At 42.8% G+C, this 26,665-nt stretch carries 20 protein-coding genes; 10 read left to right on the forward strand and 10 right to left on the reverse strand.

Annotated features, from left to right (window positions below; all coding sequences use genetic code 11):
- Positions 1-217 precede the first annotated feature (217 nt).
- From Q1A08_RS10455 to Q1A08_RS10465, 3 genes are all read right to left on the reverse strand, one after another.
- The gene (locus tag Q1A08_RS10455; protein ID WP_299772553.1) at positions 218-1,045 is read right to left on the reverse strand and encodes a hypothetical protein; all 828 of its coding nucleotides are present in this window, start codon (positions 1,043-1,045) and stop codon (positions 218-220) included.
- 9 nt (positions 1,046-1,054) lie between these two features.
- Positions 1,055-2,143, reverse strand: a complete 1,089-nt coding sequence (locus Q1A08_RS10460; protein ID WP_299772555.1) for a formylglycine-generating enzyme family protein — start codon at positions 2,141-2,143, stop codon at positions 1,055-1,057.
- Between the two features lie 522 nt (positions 2,144-2,665).
- Positions 2,666-3,541: a hypothetical protein gene (locus Q1A08_RS10465; RefSeq protein ID WP_299772557.1), complete on the reverse strand. Its 876-nt coding sequence runs from the start codon at positions 3,539-3,541 to the stop codon at positions 2,666-2,668.
- Between the two features lie 1,101 nt (positions 3,542-4,642).
- Between Q1A08_RS10465 and Q1A08_RS10470 the strand changes: the two genes are divergently transcribed.
- The gene (locus tag Q1A08_RS10470) at positions 4,643-5,287 is read left to right on the forward strand and encodes a hypothetical protein (RefSeq protein ID WP_299772559.1); all 645 of its coding nucleotides are present in this window, start codon (positions 4,643-4,645) and stop codon (positions 5,285-5,287) included.
- Positions 5,288-5,464: 177 nt separating this feature from the next.
- Here the strand turns inward: Q1A08_RS10470 and Q1A08_RS10475 are convergent, their stop codons facing one another.
- Positions 5,465-5,698 (reverse strand): hypothetical protein, encoded by a 234-nt coding sequence (locus tag Q1A08_RS10475; protein WP_299772560.1) that lies wholly within the window; start codon positions 5,696-5,698, stop codon positions 5,465-5,467.
- 67 nt (positions 5,699-5,765) lie between these two features.
- Between Q1A08_RS10475 and Q1A08_RS10480 the strand changes: the two genes are divergently transcribed.
- The gene (locus Q1A08_RS10480; RefSeq protein ID WP_299772562.1) at positions 5,766-6,149 is read left to right on the forward strand and encodes a hypothetical protein; all 384 of its coding nucleotides are present in this window, start codon (positions 5,766-5,768) and stop codon (positions 6,147-6,149) included.
- Between the two features lie 53 nt (positions 6,150-6,202).
- Positions 6,203-6,577 (forward strand): hypothetical protein, encoded by a 375-nt coding sequence (locus Q1A08_RS10485; RefSeq protein WP_299772564.1) that lies wholly within the window; start codon positions 6,203-6,205, stop codon positions 6,575-6,577.
- Here Q1A08_RS10485 and Q1A08_RS10490 read toward each other — a convergent pair.
- Positions 6,574-7,140: a hypothetical protein gene (locus Q1A08_RS10490; RefSeq protein ID WP_299772566.1), complete on the reverse strand. Its 567-nt coding sequence runs from the start codon at positions 7,138-7,140 to the stop codon at positions 6,574-6,576. The two genes, Q1A08_RS10485 and Q1A08_RS10490, sit on opposite strands and share 4 nt — an antisense overlap.
- 864 nt (positions 7,141-8,004) lie before the next feature.
- Positions 8,005-10,458, reverse strand: a complete 2,454-nt coding sequence (locus tag Q1A08_RS10495) for a hypothetical protein (RefSeq protein WP_299772568.1) — start codon at positions 10,456-10,458, stop codon at positions 8,005-8,007.
- Positions 10,459-10,993: 535 nt separating this feature from the next.
- Here Q1A08_RS10495 and Q1A08_RS10500 point away from each other — a divergent pair.
- The 4 genes from Q1A08_RS10500 (at position 10,994) to Q1A08_RS10515 (ending at position 18,841) form a co-directional block, all read left to right on the forward strand.
- A complete protein-coding gene (locus Q1A08_RS10500) occupies positions 10,994-11,197 on the forward strand; it encodes a hypothetical protein (protein ID WP_299772569.1) in 204 nt (67 codons plus the stop codon).
- Positions 11,198-13,551: 2,354 nt separating this feature from the next.
- Positions 13,552-14,931, forward strand: a complete 1,380-nt coding sequence (locus tag Q1A08_RS10505) for a hypothetical protein (protein WP_299772571.1) — start codon at positions 13,552-13,554, stop codon at positions 14,929-14,931.
- Positions 14,932-15,336: 405 nt separating this feature from the next.
- Positions 15,337-16,905: a sensor domain-containing diguanylate cyclase gene (locus Q1A08_RS10510; RefSeq protein ID WP_299772573.1), complete on the forward strand. Its 1,569-nt coding sequence runs from the start codon at positions 15,337-15,339 to the stop codon at positions 16,903-16,905.
- A gap of 127 nt (positions 16,906-17,032) precedes the next feature.
- Positions 17,033-18,841, forward strand: coding sequence for an EAL domain-containing protein (locus Q1A08_RS10515; protein WP_299772614.1), 1,809 nt, complete (start codon positions 17,033-17,035; stop codon positions 18,839-18,841).
- 117 nt (positions 18,842-18,958) lie between these two features.
- Here the strand turns inward: Q1A08_RS10515 and Q1A08_RS10520 are convergent, their stop codons facing one another.
- A complete protein-coding gene (locus tag Q1A08_RS10520) occupies positions 18,959-19,837 on the reverse strand; it encodes a helix-turn-helix transcriptional regulator (RefSeq protein WP_299772575.1) in 879 nt (292 codons plus the stop codon).
- A gap of 274 nt (positions 19,838-20,111) precedes the next feature.
- On the opposite strand from Q1A08_RS10520, the gene Q1A08_RS10525 reads away from it, so the two are divergent.
- Positions 20,112-21,917: an acyl-CoA dehydrogenase gene (locus tag Q1A08_RS10525; protein ID WP_299772577.1), complete on the forward strand. Its 1,806-nt coding sequence runs from the start codon at positions 20,112-20,114 to the stop codon at positions 21,915-21,917.
- 321 nt (positions 21,918-22,238) lie between these two features.
- Here the strand turns inward: Q1A08_RS10525 and Q1A08_RS10530 are convergent, their stop codons facing one another.
- Positions 22,239-23,156: a prolyl oligopeptidase family serine peptidase gene (locus Q1A08_RS10530; protein ID WP_299772579.1), complete on the reverse strand. Its 918-nt coding sequence runs from the start codon at positions 23,154-23,156 to the stop codon at positions 22,239-22,241.
- A gap of 352 nt (positions 23,157-23,508) precedes the next feature.
- On the opposite strand from Q1A08_RS10530, the gene Q1A08_RS10535 reads away from it, so the two are divergent.
- Positions 23,509-23,826, forward strand: a complete 318-nt coding sequence (locus Q1A08_RS10535) for a hypothetical protein (RefSeq protein ID WP_299772581.1) — start codon at positions 23,509-23,511, stop codon at positions 23,824-23,826.
- A gap of 62 nt (positions 23,827-23,888) precedes the next feature.
- On the opposite strand, the gene Q1A08_RS10540 is transcribed toward Q1A08_RS10535, so the two are convergent.
- Together Q1A08_RS10540 and Q1A08_RS10545 are read right to left on the reverse strand one after the other, a co-directional pair.
- Positions 23,889-24,509, reverse strand: a complete 621-nt coding sequence (locus Q1A08_RS10540) for a glutathione S-transferase (RefSeq protein ID WP_299772583.1) — start codon at positions 24,507-24,509, stop codon at positions 23,889-23,891.
- 135 nt (positions 24,510-24,644) lie between these two features.
- On the reverse strand, positions 24,645-25,073 hold the full coding sequence (locus Q1A08_RS10545) for an Rrf2 family transcriptional regulator (RefSeq protein ID WP_299772585.1): 429 nt from the start codon (positions 25,071-25,073) through the stop codon (positions 24,645-24,647).
- A gap of 285 nt (positions 25,074-25,358) precedes the next feature.
- On the opposite strand from Q1A08_RS10545, the gene hmpA reads away from it, so the two are divergent.
- Positions 25,359-26,576, forward strand: coding sequence for an NO-inducible flavohemoprotein (gene hmpA, locus Q1A08_RS10550; RefSeq protein ID WP_299772587.1), 1,218 nt, complete (start codon positions 25,359-25,361; stop codon positions 26,574-26,576).
- Positions 26,577-26,665 lie beyond the last annotated feature (89 nt).

Here is a 26,665-nt window from a genome sequence, read left to right on the forward strand (position 1 = left end):
CCATCTATATTATTCCGAGGTGTTCAGTATTGCAACTTTCGCTAAGCGACTGGATGTGCCTGAGCGGTAGTCTGACGTTTACTCCACTTGTCCCGTATTTTACCGCATAGGTTTTCTGGAGGATATCTCGCATAGACCCTTTGATAAAAATGGCCCTTGGAAAAGGGCCTGGTCGTAGCGTTACAAAATAGGGGGCTGTGGTTGCTTTTTGATTCTGCTATCTAGCTCCAATATAAATGGCTGTGTCATTGTCGTCATGATTTATGTAGATTAGGATAGTTTCATCTGAAGTGCCTAGTGTGACTGTTCCTGTGTAGGAACCTGTGGATCCTTTGCAGTCAAATGTGCCATTGGTTTCAATGCTACTGAAATTTAAAGTGTATTCACCTTGGTAGCTGCATATCGGAGAGCTGTTAGAATCTTCAACAACGATTGCCAGGTCTTCGTCATTGAGCTGTACTGTCGTAGAGCTGAACTGCGAAGTGCTCCCTAATTTGGCGACTGTCGAGAAAGGCATTGATAGGCTGTCTTGTATTGCATCGGTGTTTTTGCTCGTGCTAGTTGTAGTGTTGTCTGTAACAAAGTTCTGTTTCTCCTCGGACCAAGATATCGATGTGGTTTGACCGGCGAGTGGGAAATCAAATAGTGTTTCTCCGTGCGATAGGTCTCTTACGAAATCGGTATCCGATACTCTAGATGTAAAAAAAGTTGATGTGTGCCAAAGCTCTCCGTCCGAATACACATCTATTTTGTGTTCACCTTCTTCTAATAAAGCGTAATTATACAATAGAGAAAACCCAGTAGCTGTATGGCCACATACATCAAGTGTGTCCTCCCTGTTCGTCCCAATTCCGGCCTTGCCCAGATCATGGCCGTCTATGCTTACTGTGATGCTTTCAGTGCCGCACTTCCAGCCGCTGATCACGTCAATGCCAGAACTAACACTTGGCCCAGGGTTTTCTAGCTTCCCTTCAGTATTACTAGCCGCTTCAGTCATTAAGGGTATGGCAAATGCACAAGTCGCTAATACTATTAGATTTTTCATTATTTTCTCCTACTTATTTAATACTATTCTGAAACCAAAGTGGTCGTTACCTGCGTTTACATAGGCGCTGTGCTTCCAATCGGTAGCCATGATTCTGGGGAAGTAATTGAATGAGCCGCCAAGCAGTCCTTTTTTGAGTTGGTTGTCCTGAGAAAGAGGGGAGTTTGTGTCTATTCGTAGATCGCTTATGTTGCTATCCAGAAAATATGTATCGTCCTGTGGGTTATGCCAATCCTGTACCCACTCCCATACATTACCCCCCAAATTGTATAAACCGTAGGGGTTTGGATTCAGTGAGCGAACCGGTTGCGCATGCCCTTTGTGTATGGGAAACGGAGGATTGACGGCCTCGGTGTTGTACCAGGCACTTGATTCAGATATGTTGCCGTCGGATGTTGCGTATTCGAACTCTTGGCCTCCTTTACCGGCGTAAAACCATTGAGCCATTGTGGGGAGTTCGTAACCATAATAATCCGCAAATGCCTTTGCGCCAAAGTAACGGATATGTGTTACTGGCCATTCTTTGATTTCTTCAATGGTTGGTAGCTCTAAATCTTGATCACCATTACCTACAAATCCCGATTTTTCAGAATTAAGCTCGGCCCAGTCGTTAATTGTGTCCACGACATCTGGATATACGGACTTATCAAAATACTGATTCCAGTCTACTGTTTTAGGATCGACTATTTGAAATCGATTGGTATCAGCATTGAAAGATATATAGGAGCGATTTAATGGGTTTTCCATTTCATCAAGTGTGAATATTCCATCTCCATCATGATCCTTGATAACTCTATGCCCACCCAAATTCAGCATTTGCTCCCCTGAATGTGTATAGACCATTTCATCGGCCTCACTGTAATAGATGTCATTTGTTGAGATCGCCGAGTTTAAAAACTCCAAGTATTGTGAGTTGCTAATTTCGGTTTCAGACATATAGAAGTTATCTATATTATCGTCTCCTGGAACCTGGATAAGTGAGATACTCTTGTGTCCTGATACTTTGGATAGGTTGTCGGGCCTGCCCTTTATAGTTTTACTGAGCAATGAATGATCATTGCCAAATAGCGAAATGCACAATAGAAATGATGATAGCATTAGAAGTCCTCTTGGCTTGTGAGGTTTAGAGTCTATTGCTAAAGCTTGCAGCGATTATGGACTAATTGTGTATTTTCCGAGAATTATTGGGACCGAGAAGACTGTGTATCCTGCAATGACACTTTAATGTGACTTTATCAATTTTTCTTTGAGTGATAGTTTAAGTCGTTGGAATCATTGGCTAGAATTTTTCTCTTTTCAAGAATGTAGAAAAAATAGATTGTACGCGAAGGGTTTAGGTTGGTTTAATGCCAGTTTTCAATTGGCGACTTTAGAATAAGCACGGCAATAAAGGTTACTTTCTTGTCATGTTTGGCGTCAGGCCATCATAAATACTGGCGGTGTGAGCCATGATTGAAAACTTTAAATTTCGTGTCTTTAGTATGTGTAACAGTTAGTGATCGGTTGTTTAAAAAGCTAGCTATCGATGGCTAATATCTAAATCTTGTATGATCTACACATTCGAAAGCTAGCTGTAGCTAGAGAAACATATATTCTAGTTATGCTTATTCAAGTCGATTTTTAGATGGTGTCAACTTGGTATACGTACACCGGTGGAAGCTCATCAACATAATTATGATCGACAACTATATAAGCACGACCATTTCTAACTGATAGATCTGCAGCCTGTGTGGGAATAATACCGAGTACTTCGATTACCTCTAAGCTATTGGCATCTAATACAAGTATGCTGGTGTAATTTTCAGTGAGCACATAGTACTTACCATTTTCGTACGCGAGACCAGAAATCGATAGGGAGGATATGTCTCCTCCTGGTTTCATGAAGCTACCAAAGTTTATCTTGTGGATTTCACCTTTTTTAACATCGACTAGTTCTGGAGTTTCTTCCGATGTGGCAAGCTGGCGATCCTTGGTAATTGAAATTCCCGAAAATTCGAAGTCTTGAATGTTTGCGGGTAGAGCTATATCTTCCTGGCGTTGCCAGTTCTCTCCTGAGCCACTCCATTTTCTGATTGAGCCGAATTCTCCAATCGCTAGCACTGAGTTATCAACCACTTCGATACCTTCTAGAGAACCCTGTTTGAACAGTAAAGGGCCGCCAACAAGGCTTGCAGAATCATTGATAATTTTAAACTTGTCATCAAGTATGAATAGCTCTGCTTGGTCCGTTGATATATAGATTCGGTCGCCACGATGTTGGATTCCTGATGGCTGTTCGATTTTTTTTGGCATTGCGATTTCAGCAAGAGGTTCGAGCTGCCTGCTAACTCGAAGTGGGCCGCTTTCCGCACTTGGAATGGTTAGATCACTGTCGCCGCTACTGCCAATGACATCGATGATCAGGTAAGCACCTAGCCGGGTATTCACTACCACGTAGGCGCTGATTAAAACGGCGACAATCACCGCTACTGTTACTGTCTTCTCGTTAAGCTTCATTTTCTTCTCTTTATTGCTATGTATGATTCAAATATCCACCTTGACAATACTATCCACCGAAACAAGCTACCCAGCAGCAGTGTGTTGCCAAGTGGTGGAGCGCTTTACTTCCCATTGCAATCTCAAGTGCTTCACCGTGGTTTCAACCATTAATTTTGACTGTTGCAGAAGCTAAGACTACTTCTATCGGTCAGTGAAATTCCTAGTGATAGCAATGTTATTTTCATCCTACATTGATAATTGTGACTTATTCGTTCACGGGTGTTTTAAATGCATAACGGTCTTTCGTTATCAACAAGGTTCTAGCTATTGATCAGGGTTCTTACTCAGTATGCGTTTATCACCTGTTGATACTTGTAGTTTCTGCATGCGTAGTAGTTTCAAGAAGTAAATCTATCAGAAGGGTGATAGCGTGGTAGGAGCGTTAAGGCGTCTAAATAGTTGGATAGGTACTACAAGGCAAGTTATTGACTGGGTATATTTTAGATGATTCGGTTGTGTGTCATGCTTCGACGACTAAAAAGGAGCTGGCACAAGTGTTTGGAATCTACCGGGAAAGTACAAGCGTGAAATAAACCAGGCTCCTCAAATTAACGACTATCCTGGTGTGGAAAATTCGATCAATTAGAGTGAGCCTTGTTCTCCAGCCGTCTAAGGCTGTCGGTACTAATGACGGTACTGGGTTGATAGGCTTTGAAAAAGTTCATTAAAATCAATTGTATAGCGTTCTATTCAAGTCCGGCCCCGGGCACCACTTCAACATTCAGTAACTTCCAATATCATCGCTTAGTCCAGCAGTATCAAGGTCTACAGACTATTCTGGCTCCAGCAAGGTTTAGCTAGATTAATTGTCACCTGGTGCTATCTGGTGCTACATTTGGTGCTACCTATCTGAATTCAGTGAAAAGTAGAACCAAATGGCCCTTACAGACGTTCAAATCAAAGCTTTTACGGCTCTACCCCATTAACGGGGGATGGCATTCAAGCTGGTCTGCTTATAAATCCATCCCAGCCACAGTGAACCATCACTGGTAGCCGTTAATTTTCAATAGCTCTTTTGACAGAGCTATTTTTATTTTAGCAAAAGGATTAAGAGTTGTTATGAGAATATCCATTGTATCGAGTTTAATTATTGTTGTTATTGCTCTTGGTAGTTCTGTCGCTGTGAATGCAGCGGGCTCAAAGAACACGAGTGGTAAATCCGTGGTTTTGCCTGCGCCACAGGTGTCTATCGCAACCCATGATGCTTATTTTGAGCATTTAAAAGCACATTGTGGCAAAGCTTACCAGGGGAAAATTACCGTTGACAACGCTAAAGGCGGCGGTTTTGCTGGCAAGAAATTAATCATGCATGTTCGCCGTTGTAGTGAACGTGAATTACAGATTCCATTTCACGTAGGTGATGATGCTTCACGTACTTGGATTTTAACCAAAACGGGCTCTGGTATTTCGTTAAAACACGATCATCGCCAAGCTGATGGCAGTTATGATGAATCGACTATGTATGGCGGGCATACGCTTGATGGAGGCTGGGATCGCGTGCAGTCGTTTCCTGCCGATCAATATTCAAAAGAGTTATTTGCCAAGCATGGCATTCCGCAATCGAGTGGCAATACCTGGCAAATGTTCATTTACCCTGATAAGTTCACTTATCGCATGGTCCGTGAAGGACGTGAATTTAGAGTGGACTTTGATTTAACTAAGGCGGTTTCGCCACCAGCAGCGCCTTGGGGTTACAGCGATTAATGGACTGTTGCTAAATACTAAGGACCTCCACCTTCACTGGCTTTGGGTGGAGCCTGTTGAGCTATTCCGGAATGTTGAAAAATGGCTGGCATCGAGCTAGATTAGTTACTCGATCGGATATATTTCCTGATAATAAGTATATGATGCAGGAGACGACCTTTCGATCTTTTACTCCTCTTAACGAACTTCGTGAACAGTTTTATGTAAGGTCTTATGATCATGATGTTCTGGTAGAGGATTTTCCTCGTCCGGGAAGCGACGTGACTTTACGTTTTGATTCGGCCAGTCAGAGCTTTGTAATCGTTTCGCAAACAGTTCATTTGGCTTGTATAGAAGAATTTCAAAACCATCCTCAGCTGCTACCAGCCTATTTAATCGACTAGTGAGTGCTGATTCGCGGTTATATAGCATATGAAAGATCTTGCTTGCGAATTGAGGGAGGCTCCTGTCAACCCACAACGGTAAAAGGAAGTGATACATGCCGTTAGCTATCAGTTTCACAAAGCACTATATGGAAATGATAAGAGCCACAGCGGCTACTTTTCCGATAATGCTGGCGGCCGTATATGCTGCTCAACTAGGTTGGAGCTTGAAATTACCGGCCGTGGCTTTGGCATCCATAGTGAGTGCCATTCTTGCCAAGCGCTTTTGTGATATTCCCTGGGCCACTTACATACACCAGGGTTTGTTTGCAGTGATATGTGTTGTGGATCTGCTTATGTATTTTGAATTTAAAGCTTGGGCATTACACCATATGCCTGCTAAAAGGTTCTTTTCTTTGATGGTTTTACTGCCTGCCTTTATTTTGGTGATGTCAATAGAGTGTGTGGCGTATGTAAATAGTAAAAGGCGATCAGAATAAGCAGTTGTCTAGAGGTCGATCTTGTAAATATACATAACTAGACTAGGTGGAATATGCAGCTAACCCCCTGGAACACCGATTTGTTAAATGCCGAACGACTTTATTTCTGCCGATTATTGGATACTGGCAATGCCTACTATGAAGTCGAAGATGAAGCGGGTCAAAGATATGAAATTACTGTCGATAATGATGTAAACCTCTATGTCTTGGTTGATGAGGAGTTTCTTGCTCGCTATTCAAACATGTCAGTTAAAGGTTTGGGCGTCTCTCATACATTTGAAGTTTTGAATTCCGGCTTGAAAGAATGGTATTTTAGTGGCTCTCATTTACCTAAGGAGGAGTACCGCCATTTTGTTGTGATGACTTGTGATGCTTGCCTCGAAATAATTTCGAAGAGTGAGCCAGTGATACGGAGTGTAGATAGTTAATTTGGCTTGAATCTAATTGGGTCAGACCAGTAAAAATGTAAATACCAGTCGCCAAACAAAAAAACTTGGCACGTTCTGAAAGTTACTTGCTTTCTCCGGTTCTCGCAATGAATGTCGTTTATATTGTTGCCGTCTTGATAGACAAGGGCCGATTCCATTAAGTACTTGCCTGCTTCGGCGTTTCCAGCGTAAGACCGTATTTTTCCTTCCTTTCTATTAAAGCTCACTGTTTTTAAGCTACTAAGAGCGCTAAGTAAGTTGTTTTCTAGCTTTTTATTGTCGAATCTAAAAGGCACGAGTTTAGCTCTTATTTCGCTGTCAAAGGCTTCGCCTGATATGCTCGTTTCACTATCTTGTGAAATGGAGTAAAGACGTTTGTTGTCGTTGAATAATTTTAGAATCAAATCCAGGTTGTCTTTATTGTTTTGAATGTGGCTTCTTGAGATCTCGATAACCTCGTTTTCCTTAGCAACAACCTCTTCAGGAATTTCAAAGGAATATGCGCTTGAACTATGAGTCAGCCAGATCAATAGGCCTAAAAAGCAGTTTTTACTGAGTTTCATTTTGGGCGTTCCTCCGCGAAGTGATCAATTATGTACTCTGATGCTTTGTTCGTCGGTTCTCGAATTCGCTCGGTGTTCGCAATGATATAGCCTTTTGTTACATCACTTGGATTGCGGCGGTTAAAAAGCCTTTATAACCTATAAACTGGAATGTCCAGAATTGTACTATAGCTCACTTGCTGATTCAGATCTGGTGACTCCTAGCTAAACAAGAAGCTGTTCGTAATATATCAGTTTTACTATAGCTATGCCGCTGAAACGCGGCGTTGTTTCCTCGTGATAGAGCCTTTTGTTATTCCTAGCTGGAATTTTTGCTTAACCAGTCTTGCAGATCAAATCCCTCGACCCCAAAAGTAAAGTTGGGAGGGGTGACATCCGGGGGTAGCAAGGACAGCCATCCTCATATTCAATATAAAGGACATCCATTTCATTGGCCTTGTGCCGCTATCTGAGCGCTAGGCCATTCACCTGACTTTTACCGGTCCCAGCGATATTGCTGCGCCTAAATATATGGCTGGATGAATTTGTAATAGTCGCGACTCAGTTCGAATCACGTTTTAAAACTCTGGCCGGCGCCTTAGCCATTCTCAAGAAAAAATCTCCCAACTTTGGATTGCTCAAGCTCGCTGTGTGCGGGGTTTTCTAGCTTTCGTGCCAATGTAGTTAATTCCCGCCTTAAGAATCAATTAAGTTCAACTCTACAATAATCCTATCAGCAGATAAGAATAATTCCCTTATCAAAATTGGATTGTGTTGGCGTAGGCGGTGGTTATGGGTGGGTGTCCTTGTAGTCCTGTTAAAGTCATTTCTTCTGGCTAGGTGGTTTTTGGAAGCTACTTTGCTTAAGGAGTACTTTTTATTGCTCTACTGTACAGGCTTGCCGTCGATACGTTGCCCAATCATAGTGAAATTTTGACCCGCTTGATTAAACTGAATATCTATCTCGCTACCTTTGAAGGGAAAATTCTTTACAGTTAGACGCGCGTCATTGTTTCTGATGTACATTTGTTTTCCATTGTTATCTACCGGAGTAAATGATTCAAATGTACTTTCATAAATCAACCATTTTTGGCCTAGGGAGCCTCGATTATATAAGCGGAATCTGTGTAGTCCATTGTCAAGTTGGCCACTATAAAAAAATCTACTCCAGCCGCTTAGTAATATAGGAGTCTCCTGTCTTGCTATTTCGCTTACATCTATCCTTTCAGATAAGCTTAGGGCGAGTTCTATTTCGCCATTTATGTCAGCTTCATAATATCTATGGTTCATCATTCTGTCGCCAAAAGGGAGCCAGCCGCGAAATGAAACGATACCTGAAATTAAATTACCCTCGACCGGTTTCTCAGTTTTGAAAAGTGGAAAGCTAACTTCTGGGGCAAGATTAAAGGAAAGTAACTCAACAGTGTCCTCGATGTAGTGTTTTTTTGACGAATGCATTGAAATACCGGTGGAATCAAACTGATTAACGATTGAAAATTTCTGCTCTGCCACATCAAACGCAAGCTCGCTGCGATGCCCCGTGACTGGGAAGTTATCGATGTACAGACCGCTGACGCTTTCTCGAATAAACAGGTTTTTATCGTTACGATCTTTGGGTGAAAAGCTGGAAAACTCGGAACTATCCAGTGAGTAGCCAGGCTCGATCACTAATTCTGCGCTATGATTTGTATTGTCGAAATTCCCCATGTTAACCAGTAAATCCCAGCCTACTACTCTCTGCTCTTGGGTGCCCATTGCATCTTCTACATCTTTGCGGTTTACCACAGTGGAGATCTGCTGCCTGTGTCCATCGAGTATTAGACTGTGTTTTCGCTGCCAGTCTATAAGGTGGGTTTCGGGACTTTGTTTAGGTACCCAGCCTCGAAAGTGCATTACTCCGCTGTGCTGTTTCTTGAATGCTGGGTTTTCGATATTACTGTTTGGAACACCGTTAACGAGAATGGGAATAATATCACATCTGTCATCGATGCAAGCCTGCGGCTCTACTTGAATGCTACATTCCAGTTCGGCTTCAGGGATTATATATATGAAATCTTCCAGAGTCCCAGAGCAGCCCCTGATGTTTGAAAAGTCTATTGCTGCGTGGGGAACAATAAGAATTTGTGAGCCTATTCCTTCTTGAATCGGGCCTTGAACAAACTCAAGGCTTGGGTGGTGGGGAAGATCAATGGTGGCATATGAGTTGGATTGATTTGGTAGGCGCCATTGTGGTTTTCCTACAAATTTTAGATTTGAGCTTCCTAATTCATCTATTTCTTCATCGCTATATTCAAAGTGATTGTTTCTAAATCGAAGAGTAAAGTATATTTTTTTTTCAAATATAGAATGTGGGATTTTTCCTGCGAAGTGATTTCCAGAAATTGACAGCTCTTGAAAGTTAAATTCGCCTATGTCTTCAGGCAACTCTCCGAAAAAAAGGTTGTTCTTAATGTCAAGCTCCCTCAGTGTGGGTATGCTTGCAAGAGAGTTTGGAAATTTCCCACCTAGGCGATTATTAGATAAATCAACATGGGAAAGAAGAGTTAGGCTACCAAAATTTTTTGGAATTCTACCCGTAAATTTATTGTTATTTAAAAATAGTATTCTTAGGTTTGGCAATGCCCCAATGCTGTTTGGGATGGATCCTTCAAAATTATTTCTATGTAGATATAGCTCCCGCATTACGCTACGTATTGGGTTGAAATCTCGGAGATGTTGAAGTTCATTTGAGTCTAGGTGTAAATTTCTAATGGTAGGGCTTTCTAGTAAGATTTTGGGAACTTCTCCTTGGAGCTTATTCTTCGACAGGGTTACTGTAGTGAGGTTGCTGTTTTCAGCTAATATATTTGGAATAGTACCGACAAACAAATTGTTGGATAAATCTATCCTTGATAAGGAGCTTAGGTTAAATAGGTCTCTTGGAAGTTCGCCGCTGAAATTGTTATTCGAAAGGTCTGCCCAACTTAAACTTTTAACTGTATTAGCTGCTCTGCTATATATAGTTGTTATGTTTCCGCTTAGGTTGTTATTTTTTAGCTCTAAGCCTTTTAAGCTTCCGGTATTTTTAGGTAGCGAACCTGAAAGTAGGTTGTCGTTTAGGAAAAGAAACTCAAGTTTGTTTTCGCTAATTGGTAAATCTGGTATTGCACCTTCGAGTTGGTTTCCGCTGAGATTAATCTCTTGAATATTAGGCAAAGAGAGTAATTCTTGAGGGATTTGGCCCTGGAGTTTGCATTCATTGCACTTTAAAAGAGATAAAGTAGATAAGTTCTGAATCTTAGAATTTATAATTCCGGTTATGCCCGTATTTTCTAGGTTTAAAGATTCAAGTTGCTTCATGTTATAGAATTCATCGGGGAATTCATCGTTAATTTGACAGGATGGCAGAAGTAGAGATCTTAAGTGTTGAAGTTTTGTTAGGCTTTCAGGAAAGCCGTCTCGTATGTAGCAACTATTTTCATCACCCTCCGGAAAATTAGCTGTAATTCTAACTACCCTCTTTCCTTCTAAGGTAACTTCGTGCCATCGATCTATGTTTCCGTCCTTCCACCTAGTTTGAGAGTAGTCTTTATCGTTGTACAAATGGTTGGCGAAGTTAACTAGATGCTTACAATCCTCATTGTCTATTTTATCAGCATTTGCTGTACAAAAAATACTGGGGTCTATACTCTGAGCTGATAGATAGCTGGAACATATGATCAAGTAAAGTAGAGCGATTATCCTTAACATAAAAATTCCATTTTCCGGTTTGCAAATTATGAGAATGGGGCGGACTATGTTTTTGCCCATTGTCTAGGTTTTGGTGAAGGTGTCAATATAACTGATGGCTATTACTTTTTAAATAGTCATCTTGTCTATCAAATATAAAGTAAATATGAAGGACCCCCGCTTTCAGTGGCTTAGCTCCGCTAGTAAAGAGCTAGGCCAATCTCCGGGTTTTACTGGCCCTGCGATAATGCAGCGTCTAGATATAGAGTCTGATGAAATAATGACAGCCGCTACCCTGTTTGAATTTCGCTTTAATACGCTCGCCAGCGTTTTAGCCGTTATCAAGCACCCCCGACTTTGGTTTGCTTAGTTTGTCTGTGAGCGAACTTTCCAAACTTATCGTGCCATCAAATTAATTTCGCACCTTAAGGGTCAATTGAGATCGACTCTAATACAACCTGATCTGTAGATAGGCTCAGCTAAGCTGTCTACGGTCGATCGCCAGTTGCTTGTGGCCGCACTGGGTGATAATTATAGATGGGTGTCCCGTTTGTTCTCTCAGGAAAAAATCCCTCAACTTTGGTTTACTTAGGTTAGCCGTGAGAGGAGTTTTTCAATTATCGTGCTAATCAAGTTAGTCCTCCGCCTTAAGGACCAGTTGTGCTCGACTCTAGTACAATCTAATCAGTTGATAAAGTTAGGTAGCTTGTCTATGCCTGATCGTAAGTTGCTTGTGTTAGTATTGGGTGGTTGTTATAGGTGGGTGCCCCGTTTGTTCCCCTGGAATTCGGTTGATGACTTAACCCTGAAGTATATATAACGAGTAATTTTGTTGAGAATTATTTATATAGGGCTATTTTGGTCTCTTTTTCTGTCTCTTTCCGCTCGTGCGGATACTGAAAGGTATCAGCAATTTGCGGCCGCCATTTTGGACCGAGTAAAATCGAATGAGTGGAAAGCAATATATGATTGCAGGAGGGAGAGTTTTAAGACGCTATACAACTTTGAAACATACAGGGCTAGTATGATAGAGGCATACAGTAAGTATGGCCTTGCTAATTATGAGTTGGGAAAAGCCAGGGTGTTAAATAAAAAGTATGTAGGGGTTAAATTTCGTTACTCAATTACCCTGTTTGATAATATTGTCTCTGTCGACGATGAAATGATCTTTATTGATGAGGGTAGGGAGCTAATATGTGTAGATGTTGGACTGTCTACATTTTATCCGCTAAACGGTCGGATTACCGTTGATTCTAAATAATATGGGTTAATTTGTACCATCTAGAGTGAATAATATAAAGGAAACCCACCTTCATTGGCCTAGCGCCGCTATCTGAGCAGCACGCCAATCTCCTAGCTTTTACCGGCCGCAGCGATATTGCTGCGCCCAAATATAGAGCCCGAGGTATTCATGGTGGCTGCTGCTCAGTTTGAATCATGTTTTAAAACACTCGCCGGCACTTCGGCTGTTCCCAAGAAAAAGTCCCCAACTTTGGTTTGCTTAGGTTAGCCGTGATCGGAGTTTTTTAATTAGCGTGCTAATCAAGCTAATTCTCCGCCTTAAGGATCGGTTGTGATTGACTCTAGTACAAACTAATCAGTAGATAGAATTAGGTAGCCTGTCTATGATAGATCGCCAGTTGCTTTTGTTAGTGTTAGCTGGCGCTTATAAGTAAGTGTCCTGTTTGTTGATCTGTTTTTCGTTGTAACGCATCTTCAAGATAAAATCTAATCCCGTTCGATGAGTCGGACAATTTGTTTTGGTTATGGTTTTTAATTTCAGGGCTTGGTCAACAATCGCCTAAAAGTCACTCCTTAAAATATCGATGTTTAACTTGTTGCTTTCATTCTGCGACTTATATTTAGTGTTCGCTTGTGAATTATGTAGTGTCAAAAATACCAGAAATACAAATTTTGATCTAAACTATTAGTAATGCCGCCGATAACTGAATTGTATGGCTACGTCATTGAGTTTGGGTATAAGCGTTAGTATGGCGGGGCAGGTTGTCATTGGCTTTAAATGCTGCAATTGAAGCGGCCAGCGAAGGCAACTATAGCGAAGTGTTACTTTCGTTGTTGAAGACGCTAATCGAAGTGTTGTTAGGGTCTCTGACAGCGCAAAAAACTCAGTAAAACAAGTGCTTTTGGCATGGAGGGTGGCTGGCCATCTTGCGGTAAGTGCGAATGAGTTGAATTCTCTTTTTAATTAATATGTTCGATGATCACTTAGATCGAATAGAGTTGTTAGCCCGTGACAATGAGTGACAGGTTTTAACAAATTATAAAGCTACTGAAACTTGTATTTTAGTCTCAGCTCCTTCGTAAAAAATGAAGGTCAAGGTGAGCAGAGTGTTTGTGCTTGTCTGGTGCTGTAAGCTCTAATAAGTGTGGTATTTATAGCATTTATGGGAAGGTTTAATACCGCTTTTATCAAGCACAACACTAATAGATATGGTATTGACTATCACGTAAGTAATATATGAAAGTCTAATAGAGTGGTATATAAAAAGCCTATAACATATTCACTATTGTGCTATATGGTGAGATGACGGTTTAGAAATGCTTGCTGGATTAGTATTAATGACGATGTAGAAAGTACGTAACTTAGTCAATGCGATCATTACTTATTCTATGTCAATGAACTATTAATTTTAAATTATTGGTGATCATGGAAGGTCTATAATTAGAGTGGATTTTGCCAACTCAAAAATTATGTAGAGACCTATGATTAAGTTACCGCATTTTTTTGTCTTAGGGCTTTTACTCACACAAGTAACCAACGCCCAGGAGATGATCGAGTTTAGTGGTTTTGGGGTTATTGGTGTAACCACTTCTACGTCAGACACCTACAAATATCGAAACGATGTAAGTTACAACGACGGTGTCGGTGGTGGTGATTGGGATCTTAAAGCAATATCCAATTTGGGCTTGCAAATTGATGTTACCGCGAGCGATAAATTGTCCTCGACTTTTCAGGCAGTTATTAAAGATCGTACAAAAACGAACTTTGATAAATACCTGTCTCAAGCTTTTTTCAAGTATAAGATTACTCCGCAATGGGAGGTTCGCGCCGGACGAACACCATTAGATTTGTTTGCATTGTCTGAGTACAGGGATATCAATTTTGCGTACCCCTGGGCTGTGACGCCAAACGAAGTTTACGGAGTTATTCCACACCGAAACCTGGATGGTTTGGATCTCACTTATACATCTCGCTTATTGGGCGGAAACTCGCATACACGGATATTCTACGGGAAAAGCCAAAGTGAGGCGTCGCTCGGCGAATTTTTGGAAGTAGTGAAGACTAAAAATATTCGAGGTCTCTCCTTTGATTGGAGTACCTTAAATTGGTCGTTTGTTGTCAAACATACTCTGTTCGAATTCAGCAGTAACCCAAAAACCTATGCCCCGATCGCGGCAGCGATCAATAATGTCGCTAGCGGAGCCAATCAAGTGGGTGCCGCCGCCGTTAACCGTGGCCTTGGTTTTGCAATTCCAGAATTATTACCCAATGGAGTTCTATGGGACGATTCCAGCCTCGCTCTTGATAAGGTCAGTATGGACGGCAAAAGTGGGGACTATAGTTCCATTAGTGCTAGTTACCATTGGCTTCAATTTGGCCTTTCGGCAGAAGTCTCTCAAATTGAATCTGAAAGTGCGGTAATGCCAGACATCCAGTCAGGATTTATCAGTACTACTTACATGGTTGGAAAGTCTACTTTCTACGCAGTGCTGGCCAGTATTAATACTGAGCCGGAGACATTTGACAGCTCTGGTGTTAGCACTCTGCTCTCTGATTCTAATAGCCCGCTGGGTCAGTCATCATTAGTGGGCGCTGAGCTGTCTGAGCAATTCGCTAAACTGCAAGCCGCATACGGACTTGCAATCCAAGGGGTTGATGACTCCCTCACAGCTTATGCGGCGGATCAAACAACACTCTCTATAGGCTGGCGCTATGACCTAAAAGAAAATATGGCGTTAAAGGTTCAAATAGATCATACCAGGATAGCTGACTCCGGCGGAACCCTGTGGTTTCAGAAGCAGCGTAACTCAAGCGCGGAAAGCGTAAATACACTTTTTGTTACCTTAGGGTTTACGTTTTGATTAGATCACTATGTATCTTGATGGCACTACTTTTCCCGTTTGCGTTACGCGCGGATATTGTGGTGATCGTTAACAAGAAGAACACGGTGGACTCAATGAACAAATCTCAGGTTATTGACCTATTTATGGGGCGGTATAGAGCCTATTCCGATGGAAGTAGAGCGAACCCTGTCGATAATGGGGTGACAAGATTGAAGCAGAAGTTCTACGAGAGGCTAACAGGGATGACCTTGGCTAGGGTAAATGCATATTGGTCTCGCGTAAGGTTTACAGGGAGAACTCGCCCACCAATTCAATTGAATGATTCTGCCGCGGTAGCAAGTTTCGTCGCAGAAAATTCAGATGCGATTGCGTATATAGATAAACAATACCTAAATAGTGAACTTAAAGTCGTGTATAGATTTGATGAACAGTAGCAGTATTACTTCTCGCTTGGTCTTTATAACAACGGTTACCGCTTTCTCCGTTGGGCTGGTTGCTATCTATGTCTTTCTAAAAATTAGTCATGCTGAGGCCCAGGCGCGTGCGCTGGAATCGGTGAGCGAGCTAAATAATACAGTGGCTCCTACGGCGTCAATCGCTGCATATTTAAAGGATAGTGAACTTGGCAACGAAGTGATAAATGGCTTGGTCAGCAATGCGATCATTCGAGATGCATCCTTAAGTAGTGATAGTTTCCGGGTGTCATCTGATGATTTTGATGTGGAAAGATCGCCCGTTTCATTTCCTGTTTTTTCACCATTTGAAGGTGAAAAAAAGATTGGTGAAGTAGACATTATTATAAATTATGACTACATCCTTAGTCGCGCTAATAGTATTGCAACTAGAAATGTTCTAATCATATTTATAATAAGTGTGACGATAATTGTCGTGGTAACCGCCATTTCATACATTGTAATCGCTAAACCGATCATCAATATTCAACGCCAGTTGCATAAAATCGAGCCCGGTACCAAAGAGCGGGTTAGTACTCCAAAGTTTCATAAGCTTAGTGAATTGGGAACGTTAACTGAGGATGCTAATTTTCTGTTGAGCCGCGCGGAATCTCAAATTGATCGAGAAATTGTACTTAGAAAGGAAGTGGAGCAGCTGGGGCGAAGATTTCGCATGATATTTGAAAACTCTTCTGCTGCGACAGTTCTTATTGATGAAAGTAGCTCCATTATTCTAGCAAACCCTGCCTTTGACCATCTTATGTTTAAGGCAGGCTTGCCGAAGAAGGAAAGATATGGAGACCTTATGTGTGAACTTTTTGATGGGAAAACAGAATTCATAAAGAACATTCACGAAGTCATCGCTGGTAAGGGCCCCTTTAATGGAGAGCTAAAAATCCTATCACAAAATGATATTGATGATGTCTGGGTTTATTTAGTGTGTTCAAGCAGTGTTGATGACAATGGGCGCAATTATTACCAGTTTTCTATGCATGATATTACACAATCTAGGTTACGCATACGGGAACTTGATATGCTCGCAAATTTTGACCAGTTAACGGGTCTTGAAAATCGTCAGTCGGCTGAGGTCAAGTTACAAAAGCTCATAGATAAAAGAGAAAAATTCTCATTGGTGTTGATGGATTTAGACGGGTTTAAACCTATAAACGATGTATATGGACACGATTCCGGAGACAAAATTCTTAAGCACGTCGCTAATAATTTGAAATCTGGTGTTAGAAAAGATGATATTTGTTCTCGCTGGGGTGGCGATGAGTTTGTACTGGCTTTTATTGATTCAGATGAAGATGATGTGGTGAAGATAGCTGATGGGCTTATAAAAAAAGTATCGAGCCAGCTATATTTAGATGATTTTGATGAGAGTGTTTCAGTTGGGGCTAGCATGGGCTGTGTTGTATACCAACAGGACAACGAAAACTTAAACACCTTGATTAGATTGGCAGATGAGGCCATGTACTCCGTTAAATTGTCGAAGAGTTCAGGTGGTAAAGATCACATTCATTTTTCAGGAAAGACGTAAATAAAAATCTCGGATAATTATTGTTAATGCAGTGTTCAATGTTGCCCTCTGCATTTTTGACTCTCTAGATTCGGCTAAGGCGTGAAAATTTTTCACGACCTTAGCAGAAGGTAAATACATTATGGTGATGCAGCAGAATTGGAGTTGGCTTGAGAAAAATGAGGTTCGTGATTCAGTCTCTCCTCATACGCTCAGTGACGACGCGGCACTCGCTTCTCTTTTTGAGGCGGTAATCAGGGCGGCCGAGGCAGCATGGGATATGTCCTGTTCAATTCTATTAGTTAATTCGGAAGAATCTACTTTACATACGGCTTCAGCGCCAAGCTTAGACAAGGATTATTGTCAGGCAATCGATGGTGTCAGCGTAGGCTTGGGCGTAGGAAGCTGCGGCAATGCGACTTACACAAAAAAATTGACTATCGTTGAAGATACTCAGACACACCCATATTGGCATGATTTTAAAGAGCTTGCCAAAAAAGCAAATTTAATTGCCTGCTGGTCCACACCTATAATAGATACTCGTGGTAACGTTCTTGGCACGTTCGCTTGTTATTTCTCAAAGGTCCAGTCGCCAAGTGATCGCCAGCTAGATTTTATTCAAGCTGCGGGGGAAACCTTAGCGGTTGCTATAGAACAGCGTCAACTTCAGCAGGTAGTGACTCAATTATCTTATTTCGATTCGCTAACCGGGCTGCATAATCGTGTGGCCTTTCGAAGAATTCTGCAGGATCAAATTGAGCGAGTTGGATCGTTCGCATTACTTTTTTTAGATCTGGATAACTTTAAAGAGATCAACGACTCCTTAGGCCATGAGGCTGGCGATGAACTCATTAAAATCATCAGTCAAAGGTTCAATGCCTTGCAGGAAGAAAAAATTAGCTTTTCAAGAATCGGGGGTGATGAATTTACCATTATTTATGGTTTAGATAATAGCGAGCCATTGGATGCATTTGCTGAGCGAGTGATTTCCATTGTCAATCAGCCTGTTATTGTTGCTGGTGAAAAACTCGAAGTCGGGGTTAGTATCGGAATCGTTTGTTCCCCAGAGCATGGGGCGGAGTTATCGCAATTGATGAAGTACGCCGACATTGCGATGTACCACGCAAAATCAAAAGGTCGAAATTGCAGCTGTCATTTTGACATTGAAATGAAAGAGCAGCTTTTAGACCGCATTAATTTGCAGAATGATCTTAGAGTAGCAGTGAATGAGGGGCAGTTCGAAGTCTATTATCAACCACAAGTCGATATTAAATCAGGTAGGACATTTGGCTTTGAAGCTCTTATCCGCTGGAACCATCCAATCAAAGGGGTGCTTAGTGCTGCTAGTTTCATAGAGCTTCTAGAGAGTAGCGGGCTAATTAACTCTGTTGATTTGTGGGTGCTGGAAGCCAGTTGTAAGCAGCTTAAGGCGAATGGCCGTTGCCATAGTTTATCTGTGAATATTTCTCCGGATCAGCTGTTGGATGAGGGTTTTCCGCAGAAGGTCTTCGATATATTGAAGAGCACAGGTTTTGATGCTCAATCCTTAACATTAGAAGTGACTGAGCATACCCTCATTCAAAATATAGACTTGGTGTTGCCAACTATGGAGCGTTTACGTAATCAAGGTGTACGCTTTTCAATTGATGATTTTGGTATAGGATATTCATCTCTAAATTATCTAAAAAACTTACCTGTTAGTACCATTAAAATTGACAAGTCATTTGTGAAAGGAATCCTTACCGACGCCTATGACCGAGAAATATGCATTAGCTTATGCGCTCTTTCTAGAAATCTTGGTTTAGAGATTATAGCTGAAGGTGTTGAACGAGAAGATCAGATTCAGGCCTTACTTGATGTGGGTTGTACGAAAATGCAAGGTTATTTTCTAAGTTACCCGCTTTCTATAACAGAATTGGAAGGGTATTTAGCGGATAAAAGTAGTGCCAATATATGAGCTCCCAGCAATACTGTGAGTAGATCCTAGCAGCTTTTTCGAGGTTCATCTAAAGCTGAGCTATATGCGATACCTGTTTTCATTTAAATGGCCTAGGCTGGGTTTTTGGAATTTGTCTCAGTAAAACAACAGCGGATGCTTCAGCTCGCCTTCGATCAGGCCAGCGAGGTCAAGGCTTTCATCTTCTGGGTACAGGGTGTTGACGCTAAGTTGCGGTTCCGAGACAAAGGCATTGGGACCCAAGGCACCGACGGTTTGGCTGACGTTAAAAAACGGTTGCAGCTCACCCTTAAACTCGAGTTGCACCCGAAAACTGGCCATGGGTTCGAGTTTGGCGCCACGCTGTCGCCAGTCTTTGGGCACGTTAGGCGATGTGGTTAGCCGGTCCACCATGGCTTGTTTTTCTAGATCGCCGCTCAGTAGGGCGGCTTGCTGCAGCGACATTAATATAACTGACAAGGTATCTTGCCAGCTGCTCATTAAGTTGTCGGCGCTTTGATGGCTGAACAAAAAGTCAAAATGATTACTGACTTGATTAAGAGATTCGGTGGCTATAATTTTTTGATAAAACCCAACCCAGCCTCGATTGACCATGAGAATATTGGAGGAACTATCCATCAGTGTTACAGGGTACGGATCCAAGGCGCGCAGGGTGAGAATCATAGCTTTGCGCAGCCACTTTAACTCTGGGGCATGGAAGTCAGCCTTTTTTGTTGCCGGCATGTAACCGGCAGAGATCATCAGGTGGTAGGTATCTCTCTCGCCCAATGACAATGCCTGTGCAATCCCTTCCACCATTGCTTTGCTGGGGTGTACTCGGCCGTTTTCTAGGCGGCTGATATGGCGAGGTGAAGACTGCAGAGCATGGGCCAACTTTTCCTGGCTTTGGCGATGTACTCCACGCCAAAATTTGAGCAAATGGCCAAAGGGTAGGTAGGCTTTATGGTCTTCGCTGGGCTCTAAATCGAGGGTCATATCGGGTGTTTCAGTACTCATATCTTCGTTCGGTGCTATTTATCAGTGCTTTTATCGGTGCTTTTTAGAGCAATACCCATTTGGGGCGAGGTACATGTGCCGCCTAAACTTGACCTGTCAGGTCATGTTATCCCAGTGCCGCAGCGGCGACAATCAAGCTTAAGAATATTAGCTTTGTTCTACGATCACTTTGGCAGGTTTAACCTAACACCTGGCTTGTAGGTCAGAGCATAAGGACAGCTCCAGCAATCACGGTGTTAGAGCTGCCTACAACTATTAAAACGAGATGAGACCTATGACAGCCCCCATACTTAGTGAACGCGACCTGGAATTTATGCTTTATGAGTTATTTGATGCCGAAAGCCTGACCCAGCGCCCACGTTACTCCGATCACAGCCGCGAGACTTTCAACGCAGCGCTGCAAACATCCCAAGCTGTCGCTGAAAAGTTCCTGCTACCGATGCGTCAGAAGGCCGACAATAACCAACCCACCTTCGATGGCGAAAAAGTGCATATGATCCCCGAGATCAAAACCGCTGTTGATGCCGTGGTTGAATCTGGTTTGGCATCTGCCACTGCCGATTTTGAGTTGGGGGGGATGCAGTTGCCCGGTATTGTTGCTAATGCCGTCAGTGCCTACCTCAGTGCCGCCGGTGGTGTTGCGATGGGTTATACCGCTTTAACCAATGCTAACTCCAACTTAATTGAGGCCCATGGCACCCCAGAGCAAATCGAGAAATGGGTTGTACCTATGCGTGCCGGCCGCTTTGCGGGCACTATGGCCATGACTGAACCTGGCGCGGGTTCCGGCCTTGCCGATCTGACCACCACGGCCGTTAAGGATGCCGATGGTAATTATCGTGTTAGCGGCAGCAAAATCTTTATTTCCGGTGGCGACCACGATCTTAACGAAAATATTGTGCACCTAGTGCTGGCACGAGTGAAAGGTGCACCGAAGGGCGTTAAGGGCATTTCCTTGTTTATCGTGCCTAAATTTTTGGTCAATGACGACGGCTCACTAGGTGAGCGTAATGAAGTCGCTTTGGCCGGTTTATTCCATAAAATGGGCGGTCGCGCCCAAACCTCTACCGCCTTGAGCTTTGGTGAAAAAGACGGCGCCGTTGGGTATTTGGTAGGCGAGGAGAATAAGGGATTGGCCTATATGTTCCACATGATGAACGAAGCGCGCATCATGGTGGGCACGTCCGGTGCGGTTACTGCACTGACCGGTTACCAGTATTCCCTTGATTACGCCAGAGAGCGACCACAAGGCCGCTTACTATCCGAAAAAGATCCTCACTCGCCACCGGTCAGTATTATTAAGCACCCTGATATTCGTCGCATGTTGCTGGCACAAAAAGCCTATGCAGAAGGTGGGTACGCTCTATGCTTACTAGGTGCTCAATTGGAGGATGATTCTAGAACAGCGTCCAGTGAAGATGAGCGTAAGGCTGCGCACACGCTATTGGATTTCCTGACGCCCATTATTAAAACCTGGCCCTCTGAGTACGGCCCCAAAGCCAATCACTTTGCCATTCAGGTGTTAGGTGGTCACGGCTATATTAATGAGCACCCAGTAGAGCAACTTTATCGTGATAACCGACTCAACCCAATTCACGAGGGCACGACGGGTATTCAGTCTCTCGACTTGCTGGGTCGTAAAGTCCCGATGAAAGATTTTGCCGGTTACAGTGCTTGTTTGGGCGAAATGGCAAAAACCATAGCGATTGCCAAACAGTCAGAAGCGTTAAGCTCCTACGCTGATGAATTGGCTGCAGCGATTGTGACGTTAAAGAAAACCACCGAAACTGTATTGGGCGCAACCCAATCAATGAACATCGATGCGGCTTTCTCTAACTCAGTGAAATACTTAGAGCTGTTTGGCAATGTTGTCATTGCTTGGATGTGGTTAAAGCAGGGTATTGTCGCTGATCAGGCCTTGGCTAAGCAGCCCCATGAAAGCGATGAACATTTTTATCGAGGTAAGCTGCAGGCCTTACAGTATTTCTTCCGCGTCGAGTTACCAGAGATCTATCATTGGGCCAAGCTGGTTTCGGATTTGGACACCACTAATTTCGATATGCGCGAAGAGTGGTTTTAAGCCCCTAAGTAAGCTTAAGGAGGAGATTTTTCATCAGTTTTTGTAGGTGGCGGTTTAGAGCTCGTACTAGCTAAAATAACCGAAAAATCTTCTTCTAAAAAAACCTAACATTTATGCTCGAAACTGCTTCAGGCTGTTCATTGTCACTCAATACAAAGTAATGCTACATATTTGCCCTGAGCGCCGGTTCAGGGCAAATGTTCAGTTTACGAAATAAAACGAATTGGGCCGCTATTCTATGATTTCGTCGGCGCATGTGCTGCGAGCTCTTTTTCTATAGTAGATACTCAATATTTCCCATTCAGTATTAGGAGGCTGCGTCTAAGGCTTTAGGTTCGTTTCCAGCCAATTGGAGATCTCTTCTAATACAGTACCTTGGTATTTGTAAAGGTTGTGGGTGCCCTCGCTGTATAAACGAAGTTCAATAGTGTGCCCTTTGTCTTGAAGCGCTTGAACATAGTTCAGCATTCTGTTCGCCGGGGTTCTTTTATCCTTGGCGCCATGAAGAAACAAAAATGCCGGTTTGGATAGTATTCCATCTATTAGATGAAGGGGAGAAACTCCTAGCAACAACTTTTGTTGCTCTGCTTTGGTGAGGGCGTTCCAGTTATCTACGATAAGTGGGTAAACATGCTCATCAAATTCACTTCTTCTGAAATCGTCATCTTTGCGCGATACCGTTCCAGACATGATGACGGCTTTTATGTTTTTTATCTTGGTTAACATCATGGCGTTGATCATCGTGCCACGGCTAAAACCCCATAGTGCTACCTTAGATGTGTCAATCGTGCCAATTTCACTGGCTAGTGTAATAAGATCTATGCTGTCATAAACATCACCATATCCTAAGTCGGTAACATCTAGAGGTATTGATTCATTGTTTGAAACGCCTTTCGGCTTCGATCCTCTGAAATCACTGGCTATTACGGCATACCCTTGTTCGGCAAGCTGACAAAAGTTCAGTAGATCAGCCATAATGAGCTTCCCCCATTTTGCCGCACCGCCTCGGTTATATATTACCAGGGGCGTTTTCTTGGTATTTGCTTGTTGTTTGGGGTGTACCAGCCAAGCATCTACCAAACCTTTACGACCTTTGTACTTCAGCTTTCGAGTTTCTACTGAGTGGTTATTGATGCAGTTGTCGAAGCTTCTTTGAGGAAATGCTTTGTCAAATGATGCTCGGTCCCAGCCGAATTTTTTTAAGAAGTTGAAATACTCAGCTGAGGTTTTGATCTTCATTTTGAAGCCCTCAGATGATACCAATATTGGGCTTGCTTCTTGACCGATCGATAAATTAGAAAATGCGAATGCTATCAGTAAGAGCCATCTTACTTTCATCCTTTAACTCCACTGTGAGGGGGTTTAAATTGAATTTATGTAATGGTATACCATATCTAATTGATGGTAGCATGTGTTTACGAATGTAAACAAGTATCGGCATATCTCTAGGGTTTGTGCTCTGTGCAGCTCCGCGTCTTTTATTGTCATCCAATGCGAAGTGGTGCTACATTTGTTGTTAAATATAAGTAGTTAACGTCGATAAAAAGCCAAAAGCTGTTAGGATTAGGTGTTGTTGAGGTGGTGGCAAGGAATGCGTGAAAGACGATTAAGTCGAGTAATTCAAAAAGATACTGAAATCTCAAATAGTATCTATGCTAGTGGCTTTTTTCTGGTGATTTTTGGCCTTTGGGGTTTGGTCGAGCTTGTCGCTTTACTTTTTGATTTCTCACTCACGTCTTTGTTGATCACAGTATTCGTTTCTGCAATAGCCATTCAGTCTTTCACAACTCTTAGTTCACTGCGTCTCATTAGGCGTAACTTAAGGGAAGATCCTGCGCAATACGGTAGCCATCCTGTGCCTAAGCCTATTTTTTATGGTGCTATTTTTTGGTTTTTGCCTAAGTTGTGAAGTTGGGCTTAGCTGAGTCTTATTTTAGGTAGGTCTAAAGGATAATAGAAGCGTCAGCATCTCTAAGCCTCAACCCAAATCTCCCGCTTCTCCATAATCGCAATAAATTCATCACTCCCAACCAAGCCTTCAAGCCATTGGCGTACCTTTGGATAAGGCGCTTGTTGAAACCATTTCATATCCACATTGGCAAACTGTCGTATAAAAGGGAAGGTGCCAATATCAGCCAGGCTAATCTTTTCGCCTAGTAAATAGTTTTGCTGGTTTAGAGTGTCCTCCAGCTTTTGGATAAATACTTCAGCGCGTTGGCGGTAGTCGAGTTGGCTGGCTTCTGGGTAACCTACCCAGTATTTGTATTTATCCAGCTCTGGCTTAAAGTTGTTATCGCAGTCATCTAGCCAGGCTTCTATTTGGTTTTGCTGTTCTCTATCGCCCAATAAGCCATGCTTATCTTCACCTTGCTGTAAGGCCCACATCATAATATCGCGGCTTTCATCGATCACTTCGCCATTGGCCAGCACTAATACCGGTACAGTGCCTTTGGGGGAGGCCTCCAGCATGGCCTTGGGTTTGTCTTTTAGCAGAATGTCTCTTTGTTCTACCTCCACAGCGCAATAGTGTATCGCTAGGCGGGCTCGCATGGCGTAGGGGCAGCGGCGGAAGGAGTAGAGTATGGGTGACATGTGTTGCTCGTGGTGTTAGTTGATGTTTTGGTCGGCATGGCAGTATAGCTTTGTCGGGCATTAGGCTACAGCCTCTTCGGCCTGAATTGTGACGATTAAAAACAAGTTTGTTGTTGCCGGTTTTTAATTTTGCCGTTAAGAAACCTCAATCGCTAATATCGTTTCTGGCATGGGGGCCTTCACTAAATCAGCTAGGGTATAGGCTTCTAGGCTCTCCATAAATGCTTGCTGGGCATTGTCTAGAATACCGCGCAGATGGCAATGGGGGTTTAGCTTGCAAAGCGGGGCCTCGCAATTCACTGGGCTTAGGGTTTGCTCCATTAACTCTACCACCTCGCGCAGGTTTAACGTCTCGGGGACGATACCTAGTTTTATACCGCCGTTTTTACCTCGGCTGGCGGCTATCCAATGGGTAGAGGCTAACTTGTTAACCACTTTCTTTAGATGGTCATTTGAAATTTCTAAAGCTTGTGAAAGCTTTTGAATAGTTGTCTTTTCCTCTCTCATAGAGGCGATATAAATCAAAACTCGAAAAGCATAATCCGTGTGTTTAGTTAGTCTCATTTTCTCGTCCTTTTGTAGGATTAAGCTTGCTGGATGAATTATAACTTGACGGCTTATAAAAAGTATATAACATGCACCTTTAAAAGAGGTATGTAAAATACACCTTAATGGAGTGCTTTTAAAGAAGTACTTTTAATGAGAGCCGTGTATTTGAGTATAAATAAGCGAGCTCGGCGTAATTCAAAAGAAAGTAGCGCGGCCAACCCTTGTTGAAAGGCCGGCGTAATACTTCTGTCCCTTGGCTAGCAAGCTAAGTAATCCGTAAAACAATCGAGTGATAAATACATGTTAAGTGAACAAACCATACAGGTGGTGAAAGCCACTGTTCCTGTTATCGAGGGTGCATCAGAAGTCCTAACCGATCACTTCTATAAGCGCTTGTTTCTGCATAACCCTGAGCTGCAAGATGTTTTTAATATGAGTCATCAGCGTTCTGGCAAGCAAAGAGCAGCGCTCTATGATGCCATTACAGCCTATGCCAAAAACATCGATAACTTGGCGGTTCTAAGCACTGCGGTAGAGCGCATTGCCCATAAACACAGTAGTTTTGCGATTCAGCCAGAGCATTACGATATTGTTGGGCTCCATTTGATTGAAACTCTGCGTGAACTTTTAGGGGAAGACTTTACGCCTGAAATTGAGAACGCTTGGGTAGAGGCCTATGGTTTTTTAGCCAGCATATTCATTGGACGTGAAGAGGAAATTTACAGCGGTGCTCAATCGCAATTTGGTGGCTGGCGTGGCGAAAGGCGTTTTGTACTCAGTGAGAAGCGCATTGAATCTAGCTTAGTGACAAGCTTCGTATTTCGACCTGAAGATGGTCAGCCGGTTTTACCTTATCAGCCTGGGCAATATCTAGGTGTAAAAGTTAAACCTAGCTCAGCCGAGAACATTGAAATAAGGCAATATTCCTTATCGGCATGTTCGAACAGCCAAAGCTATCAGATCTCGGTTAAACGCGAGGGGACTGCGCATCCAGGGGTTGTTTCTCATTACCTGCACAATGAGCTGCAGCCAGGTGATACGGTTGAGATTATGCCGCCTTGTGGAGATTTCTATTATCAAGAAAGGCAAGCGCCCACGGTATTGCTTAGCGCGGGTGTGGGCTTAACACCAATGCAGGCCATGTTAGAAAGCTTGTACAAACAACGTAGTAATCAACCCTTGCTTTATCTGCATGCCTGCAATCACCCAGAAGAGCATTCTTTCGCTGAAACATTGAAAGAAATAATGGCTAGCGATCATGCTCGAGCGCACGCCTGGCAAAGTCATGTATGGTATGCAGAAGGTGGCTTAAGCAGCCGTGAACACAATCCTGTAGACCAACGATCTGGTTTTATGCAGCTGCCCCCTTTGCAAGATTCTCTTCACCTTAAACAGGCTCATTTTTATATGTGCGGGCCCGTGGCGTTTATGGCTGCTATTAAAGAGCAGCTATTAGAGCTGGGTGTAGATAATGATCGGATTCACTATGAGGTGTTTGGACCGCATGAGAGCTTGTAGATTATTCAGGGTTTAAAAACTTACAAAAGCCATCCGAATAAAAATTATCTGGGAATCAGCACCATGCCCTGCATGCAGGGCATAAGTCC

This window comes from uncultured Pseudoteredinibacter sp. (assembly GCF_947500695.1).
Classification (GTDB): Bacteria; Pseudomonadota; Gammaproteobacteria; order Pseudomonadales; family Cellvibrionaceae; genus Pseudoteredinibacter.